Annotated in this window: 18 protein-coding genes; 15 read left to right on the forward strand and 3 right to left on the reverse strand. The window is 41.2% G+C overall.

Annotation, left to right across the window (positions count from 1 at the left end):
- Positions 1–283 precede the first annotated feature (283 nt).
- From QZ576_RS19080 to QZ576_RS19115, 8 genes are all read left to right on the forward strand, one after another.
- A complete protein-coding gene (locus QZ576_RS19080) occupies positions 284–835 on the forward strand; it encodes a DUF4199 domain-containing protein (RefSeq protein ID WP_297100070.1) in 552 nt (183 codons plus the stop codon).
- A 21-nt stretch (positions 836–856) separates the two neighbouring features.
- A complete protein-coding gene (locus QZ576_RS19085; protein ID WP_297100073.1) occupies positions 857–1813 on the forward strand; it encodes a glycosyltransferase family 2 protein in 957 nt (318 codons plus the stop codon).
- A 14-nt stretch (positions 1814–1827) separates the two neighbouring features.
- Complete coding sequence (locus QZ576_RS19090) at positions 1828–2670, forward strand: hypothetical protein (protein ID WP_297100077.1); 843 nt, start codon at positions 1828–1830, stop codon at positions 2668–2670.
- 147 nt (positions 2671–2817) lie between these two features.
- Positions 2818–3516: an ABC transporter ATP-binding protein gene (locus QZ576_RS19095; protein ID WP_297100078.1), complete on the forward strand. Its 699-nt coding sequence runs from the start codon at positions 2818–2820 to the stop codon at positions 3514–3516.
- A gap of 75 nt (positions 3517–3591) precedes the next feature.
- Positions 3592–5964: an ABC transporter permease gene (locus QZ576_RS19100; protein ID WP_297100081.1), complete on the forward strand. Its 2373-nt coding sequence runs from the start codon at positions 3592–3594 to the stop codon at positions 5962–5964.
- A 200-nt stretch (positions 5965–6164) separates the two neighbouring features.
- Complete coding sequence (locus QZ576_RS19105; RefSeq protein WP_297100084.1) at positions 6165–7274, forward strand: GTP-binding protein; 1110 nt, start codon at positions 6165–6167, stop codon at positions 7272–7274.
- A gap of 218 nt (positions 7275–7492) precedes the next feature.
- Positions 7493–9247: an ABC transporter ATP-binding protein gene (locus QZ576_RS19110; protein ID WP_297100089.1), complete on the forward strand. Its 1755-nt coding sequence runs from the start codon at positions 7493–7495 to the stop codon at positions 9245–9247.
- Between the two features lie 77 nt (positions 9248–9324).
- Positions 9325–11088, forward strand: a complete 1764-nt coding sequence (locus tag QZ576_RS19115; protein WP_297100091.1) for an ABC transporter ATP-binding protein — start codon at positions 9325–9327, stop codon at positions 11086–11088.
- A gap of 133 nt (positions 11089–11221) precedes the next feature.
- Here the strand turns inward: QZ576_RS19115 and QZ576_RS19120 are convergent, their stop codons facing one another.
- Together QZ576_RS19120 and QZ576_RS19125 are read right to left on the reverse strand one after the other, a co-directional pair.
- Positions 11222–12571, reverse strand: a complete 1350-nt coding sequence (locus QZ576_RS19120) for an MATE family efflux transporter (RefSeq protein ID WP_297100093.1) — start codon at positions 12569–12571, stop codon at positions 11222–11224.
- Between the two features lie 15 nt (positions 12572–12586).
- Positions 12587–13051 carry a MarR family winged helix-turn-helix transcriptional regulator gene (locus QZ576_RS19125; protein WP_297100096.1) on the reverse strand — a complete coding sequence of 155 codons (465 nt, stop codon included), beginning with the start codon at positions 13049–13051 and terminating at the stop codon, positions 12587–12589.
- Positions 13052–13183: 132 nt separating this feature from the next.
- Between QZ576_RS19125 and QZ576_RS19130 the strand changes: the two genes are divergently transcribed.
- The 4 genes from QZ576_RS19130 to QZ576_RS19145 all read left to right on the forward strand — a co-directional run bounded on the left by QZ576_RS19130 (position 13184) and on the right by QZ576_RS19145 (position 16699).
- Positions 13184–13837 carry a DUF4159 domain-containing protein gene (locus QZ576_RS19130; RefSeq protein WP_297100098.1) on the forward strand — a complete coding sequence of 218 codons (654 nt, stop codon included), beginning with the start codon at positions 13184–13186 and terminating at the stop codon, positions 13835–13837.
- 28 nt (positions 13838–13865) lie between these two features.
- Positions 13866–14444: a flavodoxin family protein gene (locus QZ576_RS19135; protein ID WP_297100101.1), complete on the forward strand. Its 579-nt coding sequence runs from the start codon at positions 13866–13868 to the stop codon at positions 14442–14444.
- Between the two features lie 325 nt (positions 14445–14769).
- On the forward strand, positions 14770–15774 hold the full coding sequence (locus tag QZ576_RS19140) for a D-isomer specific 2-hydroxyacid dehydrogenase family protein (protein WP_297100103.1): 1005 nt from the start codon (positions 14770–14772) through the stop codon (positions 15772–15774).
- On the forward strand, positions 15764–16699 hold the full coding sequence (locus QZ576_RS19145; protein WP_297100107.1) for a 2-keto-3-deoxygluconate permease: 936 nt from the start codon (positions 15764–15766) through the stop codon (positions 16697–16699). Before QZ576_RS19140 ends, QZ576_RS19145 begins: the two co-directional genes overlap by 11 nt.
- A 175-nt stretch (positions 16700–16874) precedes the next feature.
- Here the strand turns inward: QZ576_RS19145 and mazG are convergent, their stop codons facing one another.
- On the reverse strand, positions 16875–17651 hold the full coding sequence (gene mazG / locus QZ576_RS19150) for a nucleoside triphosphate pyrophosphohydrolase (protein ID WP_297100110.1): 777 nt from the start codon (positions 17649–17651) through the stop codon (positions 16875–16877).
- Between the two features lie 132 nt (positions 17652–17783).
- Between mazG and QZ576_RS19155 the strand changes: the two genes are divergently transcribed.
- The 3 genes from QZ576_RS19155 to QZ576_RS19165 all read left to right on the forward strand — a co-directional run bounded on the left by QZ576_RS19155 (position 17784) and on the right by QZ576_RS19165 (position 20150).
- Entirely contained in the window at positions 17784–17933 is a 150-nt protein-coding gene (locus tag QZ576_RS19155) for a PspC domain-containing protein (protein WP_082063913.1), read from the forward strand.
- 113 nt (positions 17934–18046) lie between these two features.
- The gene (locus tag QZ576_RS19160) at positions 18047–19036 is read left to right on the forward strand and encodes a PhoH family protein (RefSeq protein WP_297100115.1); all 990 of its coding nucleotides are present in this window, start codon (positions 18047–18049) and stop codon (positions 19034–19036) included.
- A 163-nt stretch (positions 19037–19199) separates the two neighbouring features.
- Positions 19200–20150, forward strand: coding sequence for a phosphoribosylaminoimidazolesuccinocarboxamide synthase (locus QZ576_RS19165; RefSeq protein ID WP_297100117.1), 951 nt, complete (start codon positions 19200–19202; stop codon positions 20148–20150).
- The last annotated feature ends 26 nt before the right edge of the window (positions 20151–20176 follow it).

Genomic DNA, 20176 nt, shown 5'->3' on the forward strand with positions numbered 1-20176 from the left:
GGATTCAGCAGGAGCTGGTCGCACAGGACTTACCCGGCGACAAAAGTAGAAAATTTTGTTCTTCCGCCAAACAAAATTTACGCATCGCGTAATTTTAAAGGCAAAGCCATGACTTATCAGATTGAAAATGAAACATAAACATGTGTAATTTTTTAAGTAAAATTTATAAAACTGAGTGAATTTTATCCGGCTTCGAACCGAGAGTTACTATCAATGCATACTTTTGGCTTAATGCTACAAAAAATCATTTATATTTGTCGAACCTATAATTAAAACAAACATCATGGAAAACAATTCTTCTCCACTGTTAAAATCATCGTTAACCTATGGTCTTTACGCAGCTTTAATTTCCATTTTTCTTAATGTAGTTATCTGGGCCGGTGGCATCATGGAATCATTAGGAATTTTTGGTTCGTTAATCGTTGCTATTCTTTCGCTGGTAATTTCGTTTGTTGTTATGCTGATTTTCACAAAGAATTACCGTAATAAAGAATTTGATGGTTACATTAGTTTTGTAGAAGCTTTTAAATTTGCCATGCTGGTAACAATTGTTTCAACCGTAATCCTGGTAATTTACACCTATGTATTCCATAGTTTTATTGCACCTGATTATATGGAAAACCTGATGGCAAGTATGCAGCAAAAAACATTGGAATTTATGGAAAGCAAAGGAGCTCCGGATGCAACTATTGAACAGACGCTGAGTCAGTTTGAGAAAGTTCCCACAATCGCTAAAACACTTCAGTCGACAGTACTGTCCGGTCTTATTGGCGGAGGTATTATTTCGCTTATTGTTGCGGCAATTGCCAAAAAGAAAGTTGAAGATTCATATTAATAATTTACAAAAGAGTTTTTAATGGATATTTCCGTAGTTATTCCCCTGTTTAACGAAGAAGAATCACTACCCGAACTGGCGGCGTGGATAAAAAAGGTGATGGAGGAAAATAACTTCACGTACGAAGTTATGATGATTGATGATGGCAGCCACGACAGCTCATGGAAAGTGGTAGAACAACTTCAAAAAGAAAATTCGTGTATTAAAGGAATAAAGTTCAGGCGTAATTATGGGAAGTCGGCTGCATTATATTGCGGTTTCGAAGCGGTGCAGGGCGATGTGGTAATTACCATGGATGCCGATTTGCAGGACAGCCCCGACGAAATTCCGGAGCTTTTCCGTATGATTAAGGAAGATGGTTTTGACCTGGTTTCGGGCTGGAAGAAAAAACGTTTCGACCCGGTTCTTACGAAAAACCTACCCAGTAAATTATACAACTGGACAGTTCGCCGGATGAGTGGTATTAAACTGCACGACATGAACTGCGGCCTGAAAGCTTACCGCAAAAACGTAATAAAAAGCATTGAAGTTTACGGAGAAATGCACCGCTATATTCCGGTTCTGGCAAAATGGGCCGGCTACAAAAATATTGGCGAAAAAGTGGTTGTTCATGCCGAAAGAAAATACGGAGTAACCAAGTTCGGGCTTGAGCGCTTTATTCGTGGCCCGCTCGACTTACTTTCGGTAATGTTTATTTCGCGTTTTGTGAAACGCCCCATGCACTTTTTTGGAATTTTAGGTGCGCTAATTTTCTTTATCGGTTTTGCATCTGCCGGATATCTGGGAGTTCAAAAGATCATTCAGCTAAACCATGGAATTACCGGACATTTAATTACCGACAGTCCCTATTTTTATATTGCTTTAACATCGATGATTCTTGGCGGACAATTCTTTTTGGCCGGATTCCTTGGCGAATTGGTATCAAGAAGTTCGAGCGATCGTAACAAATATCAAATTGATGTAAAGACATTTGAGTAAAGACTTTTTATTTCATGGAGCAAAAAGATATCCGTTTTCGTAAACAGCGCGATTTGGGCGTTGTTATTTCTGATTCATTTGATTTTTTAAAACAGGAAGCAAAACCGATCATGCGTATGATTGGCATTTATGTTCTGCCTTTTGTAATTTTATATGCCGGTGCACAGGTTTATTTTCAGCGCAATGTGTTAAGTCAGTTCGACCTCACCAATCCTGAAAGTATTATGGCCGACATTGGCCCTTTCTACCTCAACCTGTTTATGTTTATGTTTTTTGGCCTTTTTGTGCAGTCGCTGCTGGTGGGCACCTACTACAGTTATCTCGAGGCTTACATAAAACACGGAAAAGGCAATTTCCAACTGACCGATATCAGTTCGAAGTTTTTCTCCAATAGCCTGCTGGCACTCGGAGCTAACCTCATTTTTGTTATTATCGTATTTTTTGGCGCCATGATGTGTATTGTGCCCGGATTGTATTTTGCCAACACCTTTTCAATAGTAGTTTTCATTCTTATTTTCGAGAAGAAAGGAATTAGTGATGCGCTTAGTCGCTCATGGAAACTGGTAAACTCAAGCTGGTGGAATACTCTTTTGATCAACCTGATTGCGGTAGTTATTGTATATGCTGTTGGAATTGTATTGTCAATTCCATCGATGATCATGGGAGTTTCAACTACTATTTTTTCTACCGAAGTAACCAATCCTGCCGATTATCCGAACTGGTACTGGGTGTTGACTGCTATTTCATCGGTAATAACTACTGTTCTATTGGTTATTCCGTTTACATTTCAGGCATTTCAATATTTTAATCTTGCCGAGCGTAACGATCCTACAACACCGCTTGCTCCTCTGGAATAGACAATATATTCAGGTTCAGACCGGTTGAACTTTCAACAACTTCATAAAAGCATGTAATACTTTTTACAATGTTAGTGTAACGCGTGGCTTTTTGTGTCGTCTTATTAAAAAGCAAATCAACTTTTTAACGAACAAAAGCCATAAAAAATGATTAAAACAAACAAGCTCTCAAAAGTTTTCAGAACCGATGAGATTGAAACCAGTGCACTAAACGATGTTAACCTACATGTAAAAAACGGCGAATTTGTTGCTATAATGGGACCTTCGGGCTGCGGCAAATCAACGCTGCTAAATATTATCGGGCTTCTCGATAATCCGTCATCAGGCAAGTATTTTTTCGACAATGAGGAAGTAGGTCAACTGAAAGAACGCAACCGAACCATGCTCAGAAAAGGAAACATCGGTTTTGTGTTCCAGAGTTTTAACCTGATTGATGAATTAACTGTTTTTGAGAATGTTGAGCTTCCGCTTATTTATTTAAAAATGAAAGCCGGCGAACGTAAAAAGCGCGTTGAGGAAGTACTGGAGCGCATGAAAATCGGTCACCGAAAAAAACATTTCCCGCAACAACTTTCCGGAGGTCAGCAACAACGTGTGGCCATCGCACGTGCAGTGGTGGCTAATCCAAAACTTATTCTTGCCGATGAGCCCACCGGAAACCTCGACTCAAAAAACGGGGAGGAAGTGATGCAATTACTTACCGAGCTTAACCAGGAAGGAACTACCATTGTGATGGTAACACACTCGCTTCGCGATTCGGAATATGCCCACCGCGTTATCAACCTTTTCGACGGTATGGTAATTACCCAGGAAGTGAAAAAAGAGCTGGGAGAGATTCTACTTTAATCATTTCGCTACACACAAACACTGCTCAATTCCGCTGAACCCGGATTGAGCACCATAAAACCAAAAACTATTACCATGTCAGAATTTAAACGTAACCTCAGGCTGGGATGGAGAAATATCCTGAAAAACAAATTCTTTTCCTTTTTAAATATTGGCGGCGTTGCCATCGGGATTGCCGTTACCACCCTCATCCTTTTTTGGGTGGTCGACGAACTCAGTTTCGACAAATTTAACGACAACCTCGGGCAGATGTACCAGGTTTACGAACACCAGGTTTATTCCGACGGACAGGATCTGCATACCGGATGCACGCCTTTTCCCTTGGCCAACGAATTAAAACAAACTTATCCTGAAATTGAAAATGCCACCACTTATACCAATCTAGGCGGCTTGCCGGTAAAATACGAAACCACCGAATACAAAGACATCAGTCTGACGCTGGCCGATCAGGAGTTTATGAATATTTTCTCGTTCGAACTTATTGAGGGGGATTTGAATGCCATTGATGCTCCCGATAAAATATTAATCACACCAAAAATTGCCCAACTATTTTTCCCCAATGAATCGCCAATTGGCAAAATGCTAACCGTTTACGGCAACTACACTTTTACGGTTGGAGCGATCATCGACTATCCAAAAGACCATTCATCAACACAGTTCGACATTTTGGCATCGATAAAATTGGCCGAACAACTTGGTGCTGATCTCACACGATGGGGAAACAACTGGCCATTCACATGTTTGCTGCTCACCAAAGGAACCGACGCCAATCAATTGGAAAGTAAACTCACTGGATTCCTGAAAGAAAAGGGACAGGAAAATACATCCATTTACCTGTTCCCGTATGCAAAGCGTCATTTATATACTTTCTCAGGGGAAAACAACCGCATTCAATATATTTACCAGTTTTTGGCTATTGCGCTGATCATTGTTCTTATCGCATCCATCAACTTTGTAAATTCATCTACGGCCAGTTCCGAAACACGCCGGCCCGAAGTTGGAATCCGCAAAGTTTTAGGAGCTACAAAAGCTAATCTCACCTCACAGTTTTTTTACGAAAAAGGGTTGATGATTGTAATTAGCATCATATTGGGAGCGGCGATGGTTCTTGCTTTTACACCACTTTTTGGTCAACTTTCCGACAAGCATATTTCCCTGTCGCTATTGGGTAACAAATACCTCATTTTTATGCTGATCGCAATGATCCTGACAACGCTTATTTTATCGGTGGCCTACCCGTCGTTGTATATTTCTTCATTCCCACCGGCGCGCGTATTAAAAAAAGCTACCCGCAAAAGTGCCAACCGGATCAGTTTCAGAAGCTTGTTGGTTGTCGTTCAATTTACGCTATCAATCATCCTGATTATCTGTACCATTGCGGTGAATTCGCAACTCAAATTCATCAATAATTACGATTTGGGATACAACCAGAACAATCTCGTCTACATTAATCTTGACGACGCAACGAAAACTAAACACGAAGCGCTTTCGGCATCGTTAAAAAATATCAGCGGCGTGGAAAACCTTACAAAAGCTGATAAACTTCCGTTTTGGGGTGGAAACTCGTCGTGGGGTTACGACTGGCAAGGCAAAGATCCGGAGAACAAAGTATTGATTTGCGCCATGCACGTTGACCGTGAATATTTCGAAACGCTGGGAATTTCAATGGCTGAAGGACAAAGCTTCTCCCCTTCCACTGAGTTAGCAGAAGATAGTGAAAGCGAATTCTCAAACGAAGTAATCCTGAATCAGGAAGCCATTCGCCGCATGAAAATGAGCGAACCAATTCAGAAATACTTTGGCAGAAATGGCGGCGACAGAGCACGCATTGTGGGAGTTGCAAAAGATTTTCATTTTGAGTCGTTACGCACAGGAATCGAGCCGATGGTAATGCTCCCGTTAAACGACAATCCCGATGTTTTGATCATGCGGATACGACCCGAAAATTTTAGTCAAACGATTACTGCAATAAAGGATAACTGGAAATCCATTATTCCTGACTCCAATATCGAGATTGGCTTTTTTGACCAACGACTGCAAGACATGTATAATTCCGAACTGCGCATATCAGGCCTGTTCCAATACTTTTCGTTTGTAGCCATATTTATTGCCTGCATTGGTTTGTTCGGGCTATCGGTTTTTGCCATTGAACGCAAAAGAAAGGAGATCGGTATCCGCAAAGTAAACGGATCAAAAGTTTCGCAAATTCTGGCCATGCTCAACAAAGACTTTATCAAGTGGGTACTCATTTCGTTTGTGATTGCATCGCCACTGGCATGGTATGTAATGAGCAGTTGGTTACAAAACTTTGCCTACCAAACCGAACTTCACTGGTGGATTTTTGCGCTGGCTGGAATTCTTTCCGTTGCCATTGCATTGTTGACGGTTTCGGTGCAGAGTTATAAAGCTGCAACCCGTAATCCAGTCGAGGCTTTGCGTTACGAGTAAGACTTAATAAAATATAAAAGCGGGATTCCATTATTACTATTCGGAATTCCGCTTTCTATATAAAAAATCCTCCGCTAGCAACACTTAAAAATAAAGACAAAAAGGTTTCACCATTCATCAGTTTTAACCACCTATTTGTCGCATCATTTCAATTTTTATCCCGATTTTTATAAACTTAGCGATTCAAAAGAAAGCAGAAAATGGCAAATACAACCCGTTTAATAATAGTTGGAGGATTTTTGGGAGCAGGAAAAACTACTTTGCTTTTCAATGCTACACAAAAGTTAATGGAAGAAGGGAAACAAGTGGGTTTGGTTACCAACGATCAGGCGTCGGAGTTGGTCGATACCTCATTTCTGTTACGTACAAAAGTAAATGTTGCCGAAGTTAGCGGCAGCTGTTTTTGTTGCAATTACAAGGGATTTACAGATTCTCTACTACAAGTAAAACAAGAAGCTAACGCTGATGTTGTAATTGCCGAACCGGTTGGAAGTTGTACCGATTTATCGGCCACATTAATGCAACCGTTAAAGGAAAATTTTAATAAAAAATTGGTGATTTCTCCGCTAAGTGTTCTTGCCGATCCGGTTCGTCTTACCGATATTTTAAACGGCGGAAATGCAGGATTACATCCGAGTGCAGCCTATATTTTCAAAAAACAACTGGAAGAAAGCGACATTATTCTTATTTCAAAAGCAGATCTTTTAAAAGAGGATGAGCGGGACGAACTAAAGCAAAAAGTGGAGGCTGCTTTTCCTTTTGCAACCGTTCTTTGCATCAGTTCAAAAACCGGTGAAGGGATACAAGAATGGTTGAAACTTATTGAAACAACTACCAAAGCCGGACAACGTATTGTTGAAATTGATTACGATAGATACGCCGAGGGAGAAGCTGTTTTGGGCTGGTTAAACGGTTCAATAACATTATCGGGTAAAACTGACTGGAATAAATTTGTTGCAGACATTCTAGGTCGCCTGGCAGCCAAAATCGATGAAATGCAAGTTGGAGTAGGCCATATAAAAGTACTGCTTGAAAACCATCAGGAATTCATTTCCGGCAATATCACAGGCTCCTCGAAAACACTTTCGATAAGAGGAGAAGTCAGTGAGTCCGAAAAAGTACAACTTACAATTAATGCGCGCGCTGAAATCACTCCTGAAAAATTAGATCGATTAATAAAAGAAACGTTGAATAGTGTTTCCGGCAATGAAATTAAAACAACAATTAAAGCATGGAAATACCTTAGCCCCGGATACCCAAAACCAACGCACCGATATAAAAATGTGGTCTATCCGGGAAACAATATTTAACACGAAGGGTAATTGTAACAAAGTGTTAGAAGTGAAGTGTATAGCTATTGGCTATGCACTTTTTTTATTTTAGCGAACAACCAAATCTGCCGAAACTTTTGATTTATTGCGCGTTACAAAAACGGCATCTAAACTTTTAATAATTAATTGGAATCCGCTTAATCATTTTGGGCGGTAAACGGTTATTATTGGGTAGATTTGCACAACATTTTTTTAAGATGCGCAAAACCCAGAGGAATAAAAAAACAGAAGGCAAACAGCGGGGAGGCTTGTTTCAGGTGCTTGGACCTTACAAAGCGCTGGTTACAACCTTAATTATAATGGCACTTGCCGGTAGCGGAATCAACCTGCTTATTCCACGAATTATTGCCCGCGGAATCGACTCATTTACAGCCAACCAATTTGACGCTAAAACGGTAATTACTGAATTCGTTTTGGCAGCAGTCGGGATATTTATTTTTACGCTACTTCAGGGTGTTGTACAAACTTTAGCGGCCGAAAAAGTTGCCAAAGATCTTCGCAATAAATTGTCGGACAAGATTTCGAAACAAAACTATTCGTTCATTTTAAAAGCCAATCCTTCGAAATTGTTAACCAACATGACTTCCGATATGGATTCGGTAAAAATGTTTGTATCGCAGGCATTTGTTTCCATTATCTCGTCGTTGTTTATCATTTTCGGCGTAGCGGTTCTGCTGATTTCCATTAACTGGAAACTGGCGCTGGCCGTGCTCACCATCGTACCTATCTTGTCGGTGGCCTTTTACATTGTATTCAAAAAAGTAAAAGTGCTTTTTAAGCTTAGTCGCGAGGTGATCGACGCACTCAACCGTGTGATCAACGAAAGTATTCTGGGCTCGGCACTTATCCGGGTTTTAAACTCGCAACAGCCCGAAATTCTGAAGTTTGTAGAAAAGAATGTGGAATCGCGCGATTTAGGACTTTCAATTGTTCGCCTGTTTTCGGTGCTCATCCCAATTGTAACATTTGTGGCCAACTTTGCTATTGTAATCATTCTGGCACTTGGCGGACACTATGTGGTTTTGGGAACGCTTACGCTCGGTAACTTTGCAGCCTTCAACAGTTATGTAATGATGTTGATTTTTCCGGTAATGATGATCGGATTTATGAGCAATATTATTGCATCGGCAACGGCTTCTTACGGCCGAATCAGGCAAGTTTTGGATGCTCCGCCACCAGTTGACAACGGAACTGTAAACACAGATATTTCGGGAGACATTAAACTGCAAAATATTTCGCTGAGTTTTGATAAAAAGCCGGTGCTGAAAAATATTTCGTTCGATATAAAAGCCGGAAGTAAAACGGCGATTATCGGACCAACAGCAGCAGGAAAAAGCCAGTTGCTTTATTTGCTTACCAATCTTATTTCACCGGATTCAGGATCGATCACCATCGACAATATACCGGTTAAAGATTACTCCACCGAAGTGTTAAACCGGCAGCTTGGTTTTGTCTTTCAGGACAATGTGATTTTTAATATGAGCCTGCAGGAAAACATCGCGTTTAACGACCAGGTTTCGGATGAAGATCTACAAAAAGCCATTGCCACGGCCGAACTGGCTGATTTTATAAAAACCTTACCCGACGGTTTAAACACCATCGTTTCGGAGCGGGGGACCAGTCTTTCGGGCGGGCAAAAACAACGTATTATGCTGGCGCGCGCACTGGCTTTAAATCCGAAAATACTTTTGCTCGACGATTTTACTTCGCGAGTTGACCGTAAAACCGAAGATAAAATTCTGGCCAATATTCATAAATATTACCCGGAACTTACGCTGCTTTCCATCACGCAGAAAATAGCTCCGGTTACCGGATTCGACCAAATCATTCTTCTTATGGAGGGCGAAGTAGTTGCAACGGGTAAACACGAAAGTTTGAAAGAAAATTCGCCCGAATATATTCAGATTTATAACTCACAAAAAAGTACTAGTCACTATGAAACGAGCATGTAATACATTACACCCAAGCAGATTATTTAAATACGTGCGAGTTCCATACTATACCATTAAAAACTAACAATTTTAATAGTATGAATTATAATCTGAGCCGCACACCCGATAAAAAAGAGAAGAAGCTTCCGTTTCTGAAATCACTTAAGAAACTGGTAGCTATTATCAGTGGCGAACGCCGTAACCTGATCATCGCTTTTGCAGCAATTGCATTAAATGCCGCATTAAGTCTGGCGGGCACATACGTAATTGGATATACAGTTGACAATTATGTGCAGACCAAAGATTACAACGGAATTTTGCTTTTTGCCGGAATTTTGCTGGCAATGTACGTGGTAGCTTTTTTTGTGAATTATGCGCAAATGATTATGATGGGCGGTATTGGGCAGCGTATGTTATACAGCCTTCGTAACTCAGTATTTAATAAACTACAAGAACTGCCACTCGATTTTTTTAACCAAAATAAATCGGGCGATCTGATATCACGCATCAACAACGACACGCAAAAGGTAAACGAGTTCTTTTCACAATCGCTGATGCGTTTTATTGGCGGAATTATTACCATGACCGGAGCAGGAATTTTACTATTGGTTATAAACCTGCCACTGGGATTGGCAGCACTCTCTCCTGCCCTGCTTTTGCTGGTTTTTACCAAAGTTATTTCGCCGTGGATACGCAGAAAGAACGAGGCCAGTTTAAAAAGTCTGGGCGACCTTTCTGCAGAAATTCAGGAAAGCCTGGCCAATTTTAAGGTGGTTGTTGCTTTTAACCGCCGAGACTATTTCAGGAAACGATTTACCGAAGTAAATGAGGAAAATTATAAACAATCGGTTTATGCCGGAATTGCCAACACAGTTCTGAACCCGGTTTATACTTTTGCTGCGAATATTGGGCAATTGATTGTGCTGGCCTTGGGTATCTACCTCATCATACAGGGAAGTTTCAGCGTTGGTTTGCTGATCAGTTTTATCGCTTATGTGATGAACTTTTATAATCCCTTGCGGCAACTGGCAATCCTTTGGGCAAATTTCCAGCAGGCGCTGGCAGCTTGGGACAGGATCTCGTTTTTGCTTTCATTGGAAAGTAACCTGAGTGTTATGCCAGCGGAGGAAAAACAAGATACTTCAGCACTGGTGCATTTTAAAGATGTTTCGTTCTGTTACCCTAATGGGAAAGAGGTACTTCATAAAGTCAGCTTCGATCTGGAACGTGGAAAAACCTATGCATTTATCGGACCAACCGGTGGAGGGAAAACAACAACCGCTTCGTTAATTGCGCGCTTATACGATGCTACAAAAGGAACAATTCTGCTGGATGGAAAGGACATAAAGTCCTACGATCCGGCTGAGAGAACGGCCAAAATCGGTGTTATTCTTCAAGACCCGATTTTATTCTCGGGCACGGTACGCGAAAATATTTTATACGGCAACGAAGCCATGTCAGCTTTAAGTAACGAAGAGCTACGTCAATCGCTTGAAGAAGCCGGACTGGGAAGTTTGTTGCAACGTTTTGACAGTGGTTTGGAAACGCCTATTCAAATGACAGGCGATGGAATCAGCTTGGGCCAAAAACAATTGATTGCTTTTATGCGGGCCATTTTGCGTAAACCGGAATTACTTATTCTTGATGAAGCTACGGCAAATATTGATACGGTTACCGAGCAGCAACTCGAAAAGATCATCAACAACCTGCCGGCATCAACATCGAAAGTGATAATTGCCCACCGATTGAATACCATTGAAAATGCCGATGAGATTTTCTTTGTAAACTCAGGAGAAATTACAGCTGCCGGCTCGCTTGACAAAGCACTTGACCTTTTGATGCAAGGAATTAATGAAAGCTAAAACTGAATTTTGAATTTCGATTAACGATTTTAGATTTACGATTGAAAAATAAGCACTTGAAAATTCAGAATAAACTTACTTCGTCGTTCATTATTCGTTAATGATCATTCTACATTCCATTCAACATCGCAAACTAACTTTGCACCTCAACCTTCCGAACTGTTTTAAACAGGTAGCGGGCAGCAAAAATTCCTACCACAATATTTGCTAGTAATCCGGCCCAAAATACGCCGCTTATTCCAAATAAAACAGAACCCAGCCAGGCAAGTGGCACATAAATAATCAGCATTCGGATCATTGAGAAAACGGTTGACGGCATCGGTTTGTTAATACCGTTAAAGCTTGAAGTTGACAACATTAACATTCCCAAGAAACCGTAACTAGCACCGATTATGTAGAAATATTTAATGGTGATTTCTACCACCTGTGCATCGGTTGAGAACAGTGCAGCGATTGAATCTCCAAAGAACAATAAAAGCACAAAAACGGTAGCTCCCCAAATCATCGAAAACTTAAACGACAGTTTTAATGCTTCGTTAATTCGTTGAAACTTTTGTTTGCTGAAATTCTGCCCTACAAAAATGATCAGAACCGATCCAAGCGCAGCGATAACCATTAACGCAAACATCTCAACACGCGAGGCCACACCAAAAGCGGCAACAGCTTCTTTACCAAATCCGGCCAATATTCTTGTTATCAATCCTACCGAAATTGGTGTAATAAGCATCGACAACGATGCAGGTCCGGCCACATACAACACCTTCCTCCAGGTTTCGATAGTTTTTTGAAAACCACCCAATCGGAAGGTCAGCATTTTATTCCGGTTGATCAGGATATAAAGAATGGCCACCAGGCCAAGACTTCTGGTAATTACAGTAGCCCACGCAGCACCTTTTATGCCCATCTCGGGGAAAGGGCCGTATCCAAAAATCATTAACGGATCGAGAATGGCGTTAAACACAGCGCTAAAAAGCATGATCATTCCGGGTGTAAAAGTATCGCCGGTTGCCCGCACAATGTTGTTCCCGATCATTGGAATAACAACAAATGGCACGCCGAGGTACCAGATCCTCATATAATCATCAACATACTGAAGTACATCTTCTTCGGCGCCTAAAGCCGTAAACAAGGGTTTAATGGTAAGTAGCCCGATGGTAACGAAAATCAAAACTACAATCAGTCCGAGCACAATCGCCCTGCCCGACATCGCTTTAACATCGTTTTTATCAGCGTGTATAATATTCCTGGAAATGAGGGAACTTGTGCCAATTCCAACACCCATTGCTACACTGTTCAGGAACATCACCACCGGAAAACTAAAGCTCATTGCAGCCAGTTGCTGAACCCCCAGTTTTCCAACAAAAAAAGTGTCGATCAGGTTAAAGATCACCATTCCAATCAGCCCCAGCAACATGGGCCAGGTTAACTGCATAAGGTGCTTCTTTACATCGCCTTCCGTCAGGTTTCTACTTCGATTTGTCATATATTTTCTAATCGTTTACTTACAATTTTTGGTTTCATCCAGTTTCTTGCGGGCGTTAAACTGCATACGCTTCAGGTACTGAAATAGTTCGTCTTGTTCCGCTTCGGAAAATCCATCCAGCAAAGTCTCAGTCCAGTCGGCAAATACAGTTTTTAACTGTGGCAAAATCTCCTTTGTTTTTTCGGTCAACCGGATTTGCATTACACGGGCATCATTTTCGGCAGGAGTACGCTGAATGTAGCCATTTTGCTCCATCAACCGGATTTGCGAAGTGATGGAAGATTTATCGAGATGCAGGTATTTTGCCAGCTCATATTGCGAAACGCCCTCGTGCCGCGACACATACATAATCGTAGCAATTTGCGCATGCCCGATCGACAACGACTTAAACTCCGACTGAAAATACTTGTGCGCAGCCTTCGAAAGCTCCCCGATCATCCGGCCTGCAAACCGACTCTTCTCTTCCGATTCTTTATTCATGCTGCAAATTTATAAATTAGTTGGAATTCCAACTATTTATTAAAAGTGTTAAAGGTTGTTTTTAACATTAACATATCATCGTTCTATTTTTTCATCTCGGAGAGGAATCGTATTTTTCGGAAAATTTTAACGATGCGAATTTCATTTCTATTCCTGTTTATTCTTTTTGCGCTGGGATCTGCCGCTCAAGGTAGTAGCGTAAAAATTGCTTTGCTGAAATACAACGGTGGCGGCGACTGGTATTCCGATCCTACTGCCCTGCCCAATCTCATCGAGTTTTGTAACGAAAATCTGCATACCAATATAAATCCTGAGCCATCGACCATTGAAATTGGCAGCCCCGAGCTGTTTAATTTTCCGTTTGTGCATTTAACCGGGCACGGCAACATCATTCTATCGGAAAGCGATGCGATGAATTTGCGCGTTTACCTCGAAGGCGGTGGTTTTTTACACATCGACGATAATTACGGACTGGATGAATATATCCGCCGCGAAATGAAAAAGGTTTTCCCCGACCAGGAGTTTGTTGAACTGCCGCCGTCGCACGAAATTTTTCATCAGAAATACGATTTTAACGAAGGCATCCCGAAGATACATGAGCACGACAATAAGCCACCTCAGGCATTTGGATTATTTGTCGACGATCGGTTGGTTTGTTTGTACACCTACGAAACCGACTTAGGTGATGGTTGGGAAGATATCGACGTACACAACGATCCGGAAGACCTGCGCCAAAAAGCGCTCAAAATGGGTGCTAACATTATCGCCTACGTATTCGGACAATAATCAATTTGGCAGTTTAACAATTTATTTCATGAAAGTAGTAGCCTTTAACGGAAGCCCGAGACGTAACGGAAATACATCGATTTTAATCGAAGAAACATTTAAGATCTTCCAGGCGGAAGGAATAGAAACCGAAGTTGTACAGATTGGGAACAAACCGGTTCATGGTTGCACTGCGTGTGGAAAATGCCGCGAAATTCAGGACCGGAAATGCCACATTAAAAACGACCTGTTGAATCTTTGTATCGAAAAAATGATTGAAGCCGATGGGATTATTTTTGGGACGCCGGTTTACTTTGCCGATGTGAGCACCGAAATAAAAGCTTTGATGGATGTGGCCGGTTATGTTACGCGCGGCAACGGGCACTTGCTAAAACGAAAAGTTGGTGCCGGTGTAATTTCTGTTCACCGAGGTGGTGCTCTGCCCACTTTCGATACCATAAACCGATTCTTTCTGATCAACCAGATGATCGTTCCCGGCTCCAGCTATTGGAACTTTGCTTTTGGTAAAAACCAGGGCGACGTGCTGCAGGATGAAGAAGGAATCAACACGATCAGAACACTCGCGGAGAACATGAGTTGGTTGATGAAGAAGATTCAAACAGATTGAGAAGAGATTGAATTAGAATGAAGGCAGATTGAAAATCGAATGATTAACTGTTAAATTGCTAAACTGACAACTACGACTATATACTGAGACTCTTCCATGTTGCCAATTTATCCTTAATCCTTTATCAATAATCCTTCCTCTCCTTTCAACTTTTGCCTTGAATTGAGAAATTGCCTATTGCAACTCTCGCATACTGCCTATTCCCATTAAATACGAGTCCTTATCTAATGAATGTCAGTATTAATGTACTTCGTTTGCACTTTCTTTGCGCCCGATTAATTAATTGATTTTTGTTAACCACAGGGTTTTAAAAGGAAAACGATCGATGAAAACTGAAGGATTGCCGAATGTTCAGATAACGGCTTATGAAGTTCGTGATGATGAGAAAAAGCTCATAGAAAAATTCGAAAAAGAGCTGGCCATTAAAATAGTAAGTACAAAACGAGCACTTAGCGAAGGTACTCTTCACCTGGCAGAAGGAAGTAACGCCATTACAACGTTGGGGCAGAGCCAGTTGAATGCATCAATGCTGGAAAAATTGCAGGTAATAAAAATAAAATGTATCTCGACGCGTACCATCGGCTACAATCATATCGATGTAAAAGCAGCCGAGAAACTCGGCATAAAAGTATGTAACGCCACTTACGATCCGAATGGCGTGGCGGATTATTCCGTCATGCTAATTTTGATGCTGCTACGCAGATACAAACAGGCGATGTTCAGGGCCAATGTTAACGACTATTCGCTGGAAGGTTTGCAGGGACGAGAGATGAAAGACCTGACAATCGGTGTGGTAGGTACCGGAAACATCGGTAGTCATGTTATTGAAAATCTTTCGGGTTTTGGATGTCGGATTTTGGCTTACAACAAAAGCATTAATCCCAAGGCTGCAGAAAAGGCAACTTATGTAAGCCTTGACGAGTTGTATGAACAATCGGACATAATCAGCTTCCACCTGCCTTTGACTGACTCAACCTACAAAATGGTGAACCGCTCAACATTAGCACAAATGAAAAATGGCGTGATGCTGATTAACACTGCCCGCGGCGAATTGATGGACTTTGAGGATATTATCGAAGGAATCGAAAATCACAAAATTGGTGCACTCGGTCTTGATGTATTTGAGAATGAGCACGGTATCTATCACCACGACCGCCGAAACGACATTATCAGCAACAAAGATATGGCCTACATTCGCCAGTTTCCGAATGTGATTATGACTCAACACATTGCCTTTTATACCGACACCGCAGTTGAAAGTATGGTTTCATCAGCACTAAATGGCATTATTGAAGTGTTAACGACCGGAAGCAGCAAACATGAAGTTTAGCGATCGGATCAAAGCATTTCCGGGTGGAAGCATGTTGTTTCCTATGGCTTTGGCTGCGGTAATCAATACACTTTTTCCACAGATACGAATGTTGGGTTACCCCACTTCTGCACTATTTTCAAGCAGCGGCACCATGGCCTTGATTGCAATGATCTTGTGTTTAATTGGCCTGCAGTTCCGAATGGAACAATTAAAAGTATTGGTAAAAAGCGGTGGCCTTATCATTTTCCTGAAACTGCTTATTTCAATTGTTTCCGGATATGTGATATTGCACTATTTCGGGTTGGATGGTTTTTGGGGCATTTCGGCACTGGCATTGGTCGCTGCTATTTCGAGTGTAAATCCGGGAATTTACCTGGCTTTGATGAAAAGCTATGGCAACAATAACGACATCAGCTATTTTACCTTGCTGAACCTGATCGGTTTGCCTTTTGTGCCCATTAGTATTTTAGGATTTACCTCCGGAAACGGAATCGATTATATCAGTATTATTTCTACGCTGGTGCCTTTCCTAATTGGTATTGTGCTCCGTTCGTTGGATGCCAGCCTTGAAAAATATACAGACAAAGGAATAAAATTACTTATCCCCTTTCTTGGCTTTTGTCTGGGTGCCAATATCAATTTAACGGTTGCATTTAAAGCCGTGGGCACGGGAATGGTTTTGTTGATCATCTTTCTGCTGGTAAACAACTTGGTACTTTTGGTGATCGAACGCTATCTGTTTAAAAGAACCGGCTATTTATCGATTGCGATCAGTTGTATTGCCGGCCTGTCGATTGCAGTTCCTGAATTGATGGCAGAACTCGATCCGGCTTATCTACCCTATGTAGAAACCGCAAAATCACAGGTTGCTTTTGCTGCCATTTTCAGTGCACTCATCGTTCCTTTATGGGTAAAAAGGCTGGCTGTTAAGCCAATTGAGTAAAAACCATCCCAGTAAAAAAAGGTTATACTATCCGAGTTGCTATTCAAAACTTTTTCTCCCGATACTTCGATCGGGATTTGGCTATGGCCGATTTTCAATTCGTCCGACATAGCCGTCCTCAACTTTCTACTTATTCTTCCTTTTGCCCTTTTCCTTTTCACTTTTGCCTTGAAACTTATTCTTCTTTCTTCGCTTCGTCCCAAATCTCATCCATCTCAGCAAGACTCATATCGTGCAGACTTTTTCCCTGCATCAGCGTTTTGCCTTCGAGGTAATTAAAGCGTTTTATAAATTTAATGTTAGTGCGTTCCAGCGCTGCTTCGGGATCGATATCATACAAACGGGCAGCATTTACAACGGCAAAAAGTAAGTCGCCAAATTCGGCTTCCATTTTATCTTTATCGGCTTTATTAATTTCAACGCTTAACTCGTCAACTTCTTCTTTTACTTTATCCCAAACCTGCTCTTTGTACTCCCAGTCGAAACCTACACCACGAACTTTTTCCTGAATACGATTGGCTTTTACCAGCGCCGGCATGGCAGCCGGAACACCCTCCAAAACACGTTTATTACCGCCTTTTTCCTTCAGTTTTAGTGCTTCCCAGTTTTCAGCAACTTTATCTGCCGAGCCATCAACATCAACATCGCTAAAAATATGCGGATGACGATAAACCAGCTTTTCGTTTATTCCTTCCAGCACATCGCCAATATCGAACGCCCCTTTTTCATCACCGATTTTGGCATAAAAAACAATGTGCAACAAAATGTCGCCCAGTTCCTTTTTAATCTCCTGCAAATCGTTTTTCAAAATGGCATCGCCCAATTCGTAGGTTTCTTCAATAGTTAGTTTGCGCAACGACTCGAGTGTTTGTTTTTTATCCCACGGACATTTCTCTCGCAATTCGTCCATTATATCCAGCAAGCGTTTAAACTCTTCTATTTTTCGTTCCATTCTTTTCAGTTTCAAATTCTATCCGAAGTTAAGGATTCAATTCTTTAACAAAACAAAACTGATTTTAAAGTTTTACAGACTTATTAAAGAAATAATTTTATCTTGTTAGCATAATTATTAAAATTCAAATTTATGATATTAGGAGTATCTGAATGGCTAAGCGGCAAATTAGGCTGGAATGTAACAACAATACGGATTGCATTTGTAGTTGGCGTATTTATTTTTGGTGTAGGACTGGGTTTGTACTTTATTCTTTGGCTCGTAAAAATGTTCTCGAAATAAAAAAATTTCCAATTCCTCCATCGTTCAGAAATTGAATATCAAAGCCTTCCGACATGCGATAGTGGCAATTTATTTTCGTAAATTTGCCGTGCTTAAATTTTTAAGAAGACACATTGGATAAACAAATTTTACTGGAAGGAATTGATCTCCTTGAATTTTTTGGAGTAAACAATTCGAAAATTGAACTGATAAAAAGGCTGTTCCCAAAAATTAAGATCACTGCACGGGGCCACGCCTTGTTCGTTCAGGGGGAGCCATCGGAAATAAAAGCTTTTGAGAAAAAGTTCGCCCTCATTCTCGATCATTATTACCAGTACAATATGCTCTCGGAAGAAATTATTCACGAGCTGTTGGATTCGGGTATTTCTTCGTTTGAAGAAAGCAGCACCGGTGAACCCGATATTATCGTTTTTGGTAACAGCGGGAAACCCGTTCGTGCCCGCACGCCCAACCAACGCCGGTTGGTGGAAGCCAGTGCAAAAAACGATTTGATTTTTGCCATTGGTCCGGCGGGAACTGGAAAAACCTATACCGCAATTGCACTGGCAGTAAGAGCACTAAAAAATAAAGAAATACGTAAGATTATTTTGAGTCGCCCGGCTGTTGAGGCCGGCGAGAACCTGGGTTTTCTTCCCGGCGATTTAAAAGATAAGATCGATCCGTATTTGCAACCACTTTACGATGCTTTGCAGGATATGATCCCGCCGAAAAAACTGGAGGAATTTCTGAAAGACGGCGTGATACAAATTGCCCCGTTGGCTTTTATGCGCGGACGAACATTGAGCAACGCTTATGTTATTCTCGACGAAGCACAAAATACCACCGTTAACCAGCTAAAAATGTTTCTAACCCGAATGGGACTCAACGCCAAATTTATTATTACCGGCGATGTTACACAGATCGACCTTCCGAGAAAAAGTCATTCAGGCTTGATACAGGCGCTGAAAATTTTGAAGGGAATTAAAAATATCGGGAACATTTATTTCGATAAAAAAGACATTGTACGCCACCGTTTGGTACGCGACATTGTAGAAGCTTACGATAAACATGACGAGGAGAAAATTGAGATAAAAACTGAATCGAAAGATAAAGGCGAAAAGTAAATCATTCTTCAGTTTGTAAAACCGTTAAAACTTTAACCATTTTACAATTTATCAGTTTTACAATTTCCGGAGTTAAACAAAAACCAGCTAAATTTGTAATAAAAGCGGAAAAGCATTTTAACACAGACAATAAGTATAATACAACAATAAATATTCAACAAAAATGGGTAACGCACTTACAAAAACAAGTTTCAATTTCCCGGGACAAAAAAGCCACTACAAAGGTAAAGTTCGCGACGTATACAACATTAACGACGACTTTTTGGTGATGGTTGTTTCCGATCGCATTTCAGCATTCGACGTGGTACTGCCAAAAGGAATTCCTTTTAAAGGCCAGGTACTTAACCAGATTGCAGAGAAATTTTTGGATGCTACTGCCGATATTGTTCCGAACTGGAAAATAGCAACACCCGATCCGAACGTAACAGTGGGTCATTTTTGCGAAACTTTCCCGGTAGAAATGATCGTGCGCGGTTATTTAACCGGTAGTTCGTGGAGATTGTACAAAAATGGCGGTCGCGACATTTGCGGCGTTCCGCTTCCTGAAGGTTTGAAAGAACACCAGGCTTTTCCTGAACCGCTGTTAACGCCAACAACAAAAGCAGAGCAAGGCGCTCACGACGAAAACATTTCGCGCGAAGAGATCATCGCACAGGGATTGGTTTCGGAAGAAGATTACAAAGAACTGGAACGTATTTCGTTGGCGCTGTTTAAACGTGGTAGCGAAATTGCCAAAGAAATGGGATTGATTTTGGTAGACACCAAATACGAGTTCGGTAAAAAAGATGGTCAGATTTACCTCATCGACGAAATTCATACACCCGATTCATCGCGTTATTTCTACGCCGACGGTTACCAGGAACGTTTTGATAAAGGCGAAAACCAAAAGCAACTTTCGAAAGAGTTTGTTCGCGAGTGGTTAATGGAAAACAATTTCCAGGGCCGCGACGGCGATGTACTTCCTGAAATTCCTGAGTCGTTTGTTAACGAGGTTTCAGAAAGATACATTGAATTGTACGAAAACATTACCGGCGATAAATTCGTAAAATCGGACACTACTAAAATTGAAGACCGCATTGAAACTGCCGTTAACGATTTTTTGAAGCAAGCATAAAAGAATAACGATCATAAACTAAAGAC

The organism is uncultured Draconibacterium sp. (assembly GCF_913060805.1).
Classification (GTDB): Bacteria; Bacteroidota; Bacteroidia; order Bacteroidales; family Prolixibacteraceae; genus Draconibacterium.

Excerpts from the sequence above, each read along its gene's own strand:
- QZ576_RS19080 (WP_297100070.1), top strand. The coding sequence starts at position 284 with ATGGAAAACAATTCTTCTCCACTGTTAAAATCATCGTTAACCTATGGT.
- QZ576_RS19085 (WP_297100073.1), top strand. The coding sequence starts at position 857 with ATGGATATTTCCGTAGTTATTCCCCTGTTTAACGAAGAAGAATCACTA.
- QZ576_RS19090 (WP_297100077.1), top strand. The coding sequence starts at position 1,828 with ATGGAGCAAAAAGATATCCGTTTTCGTAAACAGCGCGATTTGGGCGTT.
- QZ576_RS19095 (WP_297100078.1), top strand. The coding sequence starts at position 2,818 with ATGATTAAAACAAACAAGCTCTCAAAAGTTTTCAGAACCGATGAGATT.
- QZ576_RS19100 (WP_297100081.1), top strand. The coding sequence starts at position 3,592 with ATGTCAGAATTTAAACGTAACCTCAGGCTGGGATGGAGAAATATCCTG.
- QZ576_RS19105 (WP_297100084.1), top strand. The coding sequence starts at position 6,165 with ATGGCAAATACAACCCGTTTAATAATAGTTGGAGGATTTTTGGGAGCA.
- QZ576_RS19110 (WP_297100089.1), top strand. The coding sequence starts at position 7,493 with ATGCGCAAAACCCAGAGGAATAAAAAAACAGAAGGCAAACAGCGGGGA.
- QZ576_RS19115 (WP_297100091.1), top strand. The coding sequence starts at position 9,325 with ATGAATTATAATCTGAGCCGCACACCCGATAAAAAAGAGAAGAAGCTT.
- QZ576_RS19120 (WP_297100093.1), bottom strand. The coding sequence starts at position 12,571 with ATGACAAATCGAAGTAGAAACCTGACGGAAGGCGATGTAAAGAAGCAC.
- QZ576_RS19125 (WP_297100096.1), bottom strand. The coding sequence starts at position 13,051 with ATGAATAAAGAATCGGAAGAGAAGAGTCGGTTTGCAGGCCGGATGATC.
- QZ576_RS19130 (WP_297100098.1), top strand. The coding sequence starts at position 13,184 with ATGCGAATTTCATTTCTATTCCTGTTTATTCTTTTTGCGCTGGGATCT.
- QZ576_RS19135 (WP_297100101.1), top strand. The coding sequence starts at position 13,866 with ATGAAAGTAGTAGCCTTTAACGGAAGCCCGAGACGTAACGGAAATACA.
- QZ576_RS19140 (WP_297100103.1), top strand. The coding sequence starts at position 14,770 with ATGAAAACTGAAGGATTGCCGAATGTTCAGATAACGGCTTATGAAGTT.
- QZ576_RS19145 (WP_297100107.1), top strand. The coding sequence starts at position 15,764 with ATGAAGTTTAGCGATCGGATCAAAGCATTTCCGGGTGGAAGCATGTTG.
- mazG (WP_297100110.1), bottom strand. The coding sequence starts at position 17,651 with ATGGAACGAAAAATAGAAGAGTTTAAACGCTTGCTGGATATAATGGAC.
- QZ576_RS19155 (WP_082063913.1), top strand. The coding sequence starts at position 17,784 with ATGATATTAGGAGTATCTGAATGGCTAAGCGGCAAATTAGGCTGGAAT.
- QZ576_RS19165 (WP_297100117.1), top strand. The coding sequence starts at position 19,200 with ATGGGTAACGCACTTACAAAAACAAGTTTCAATTTCCCGGGACAAAAA.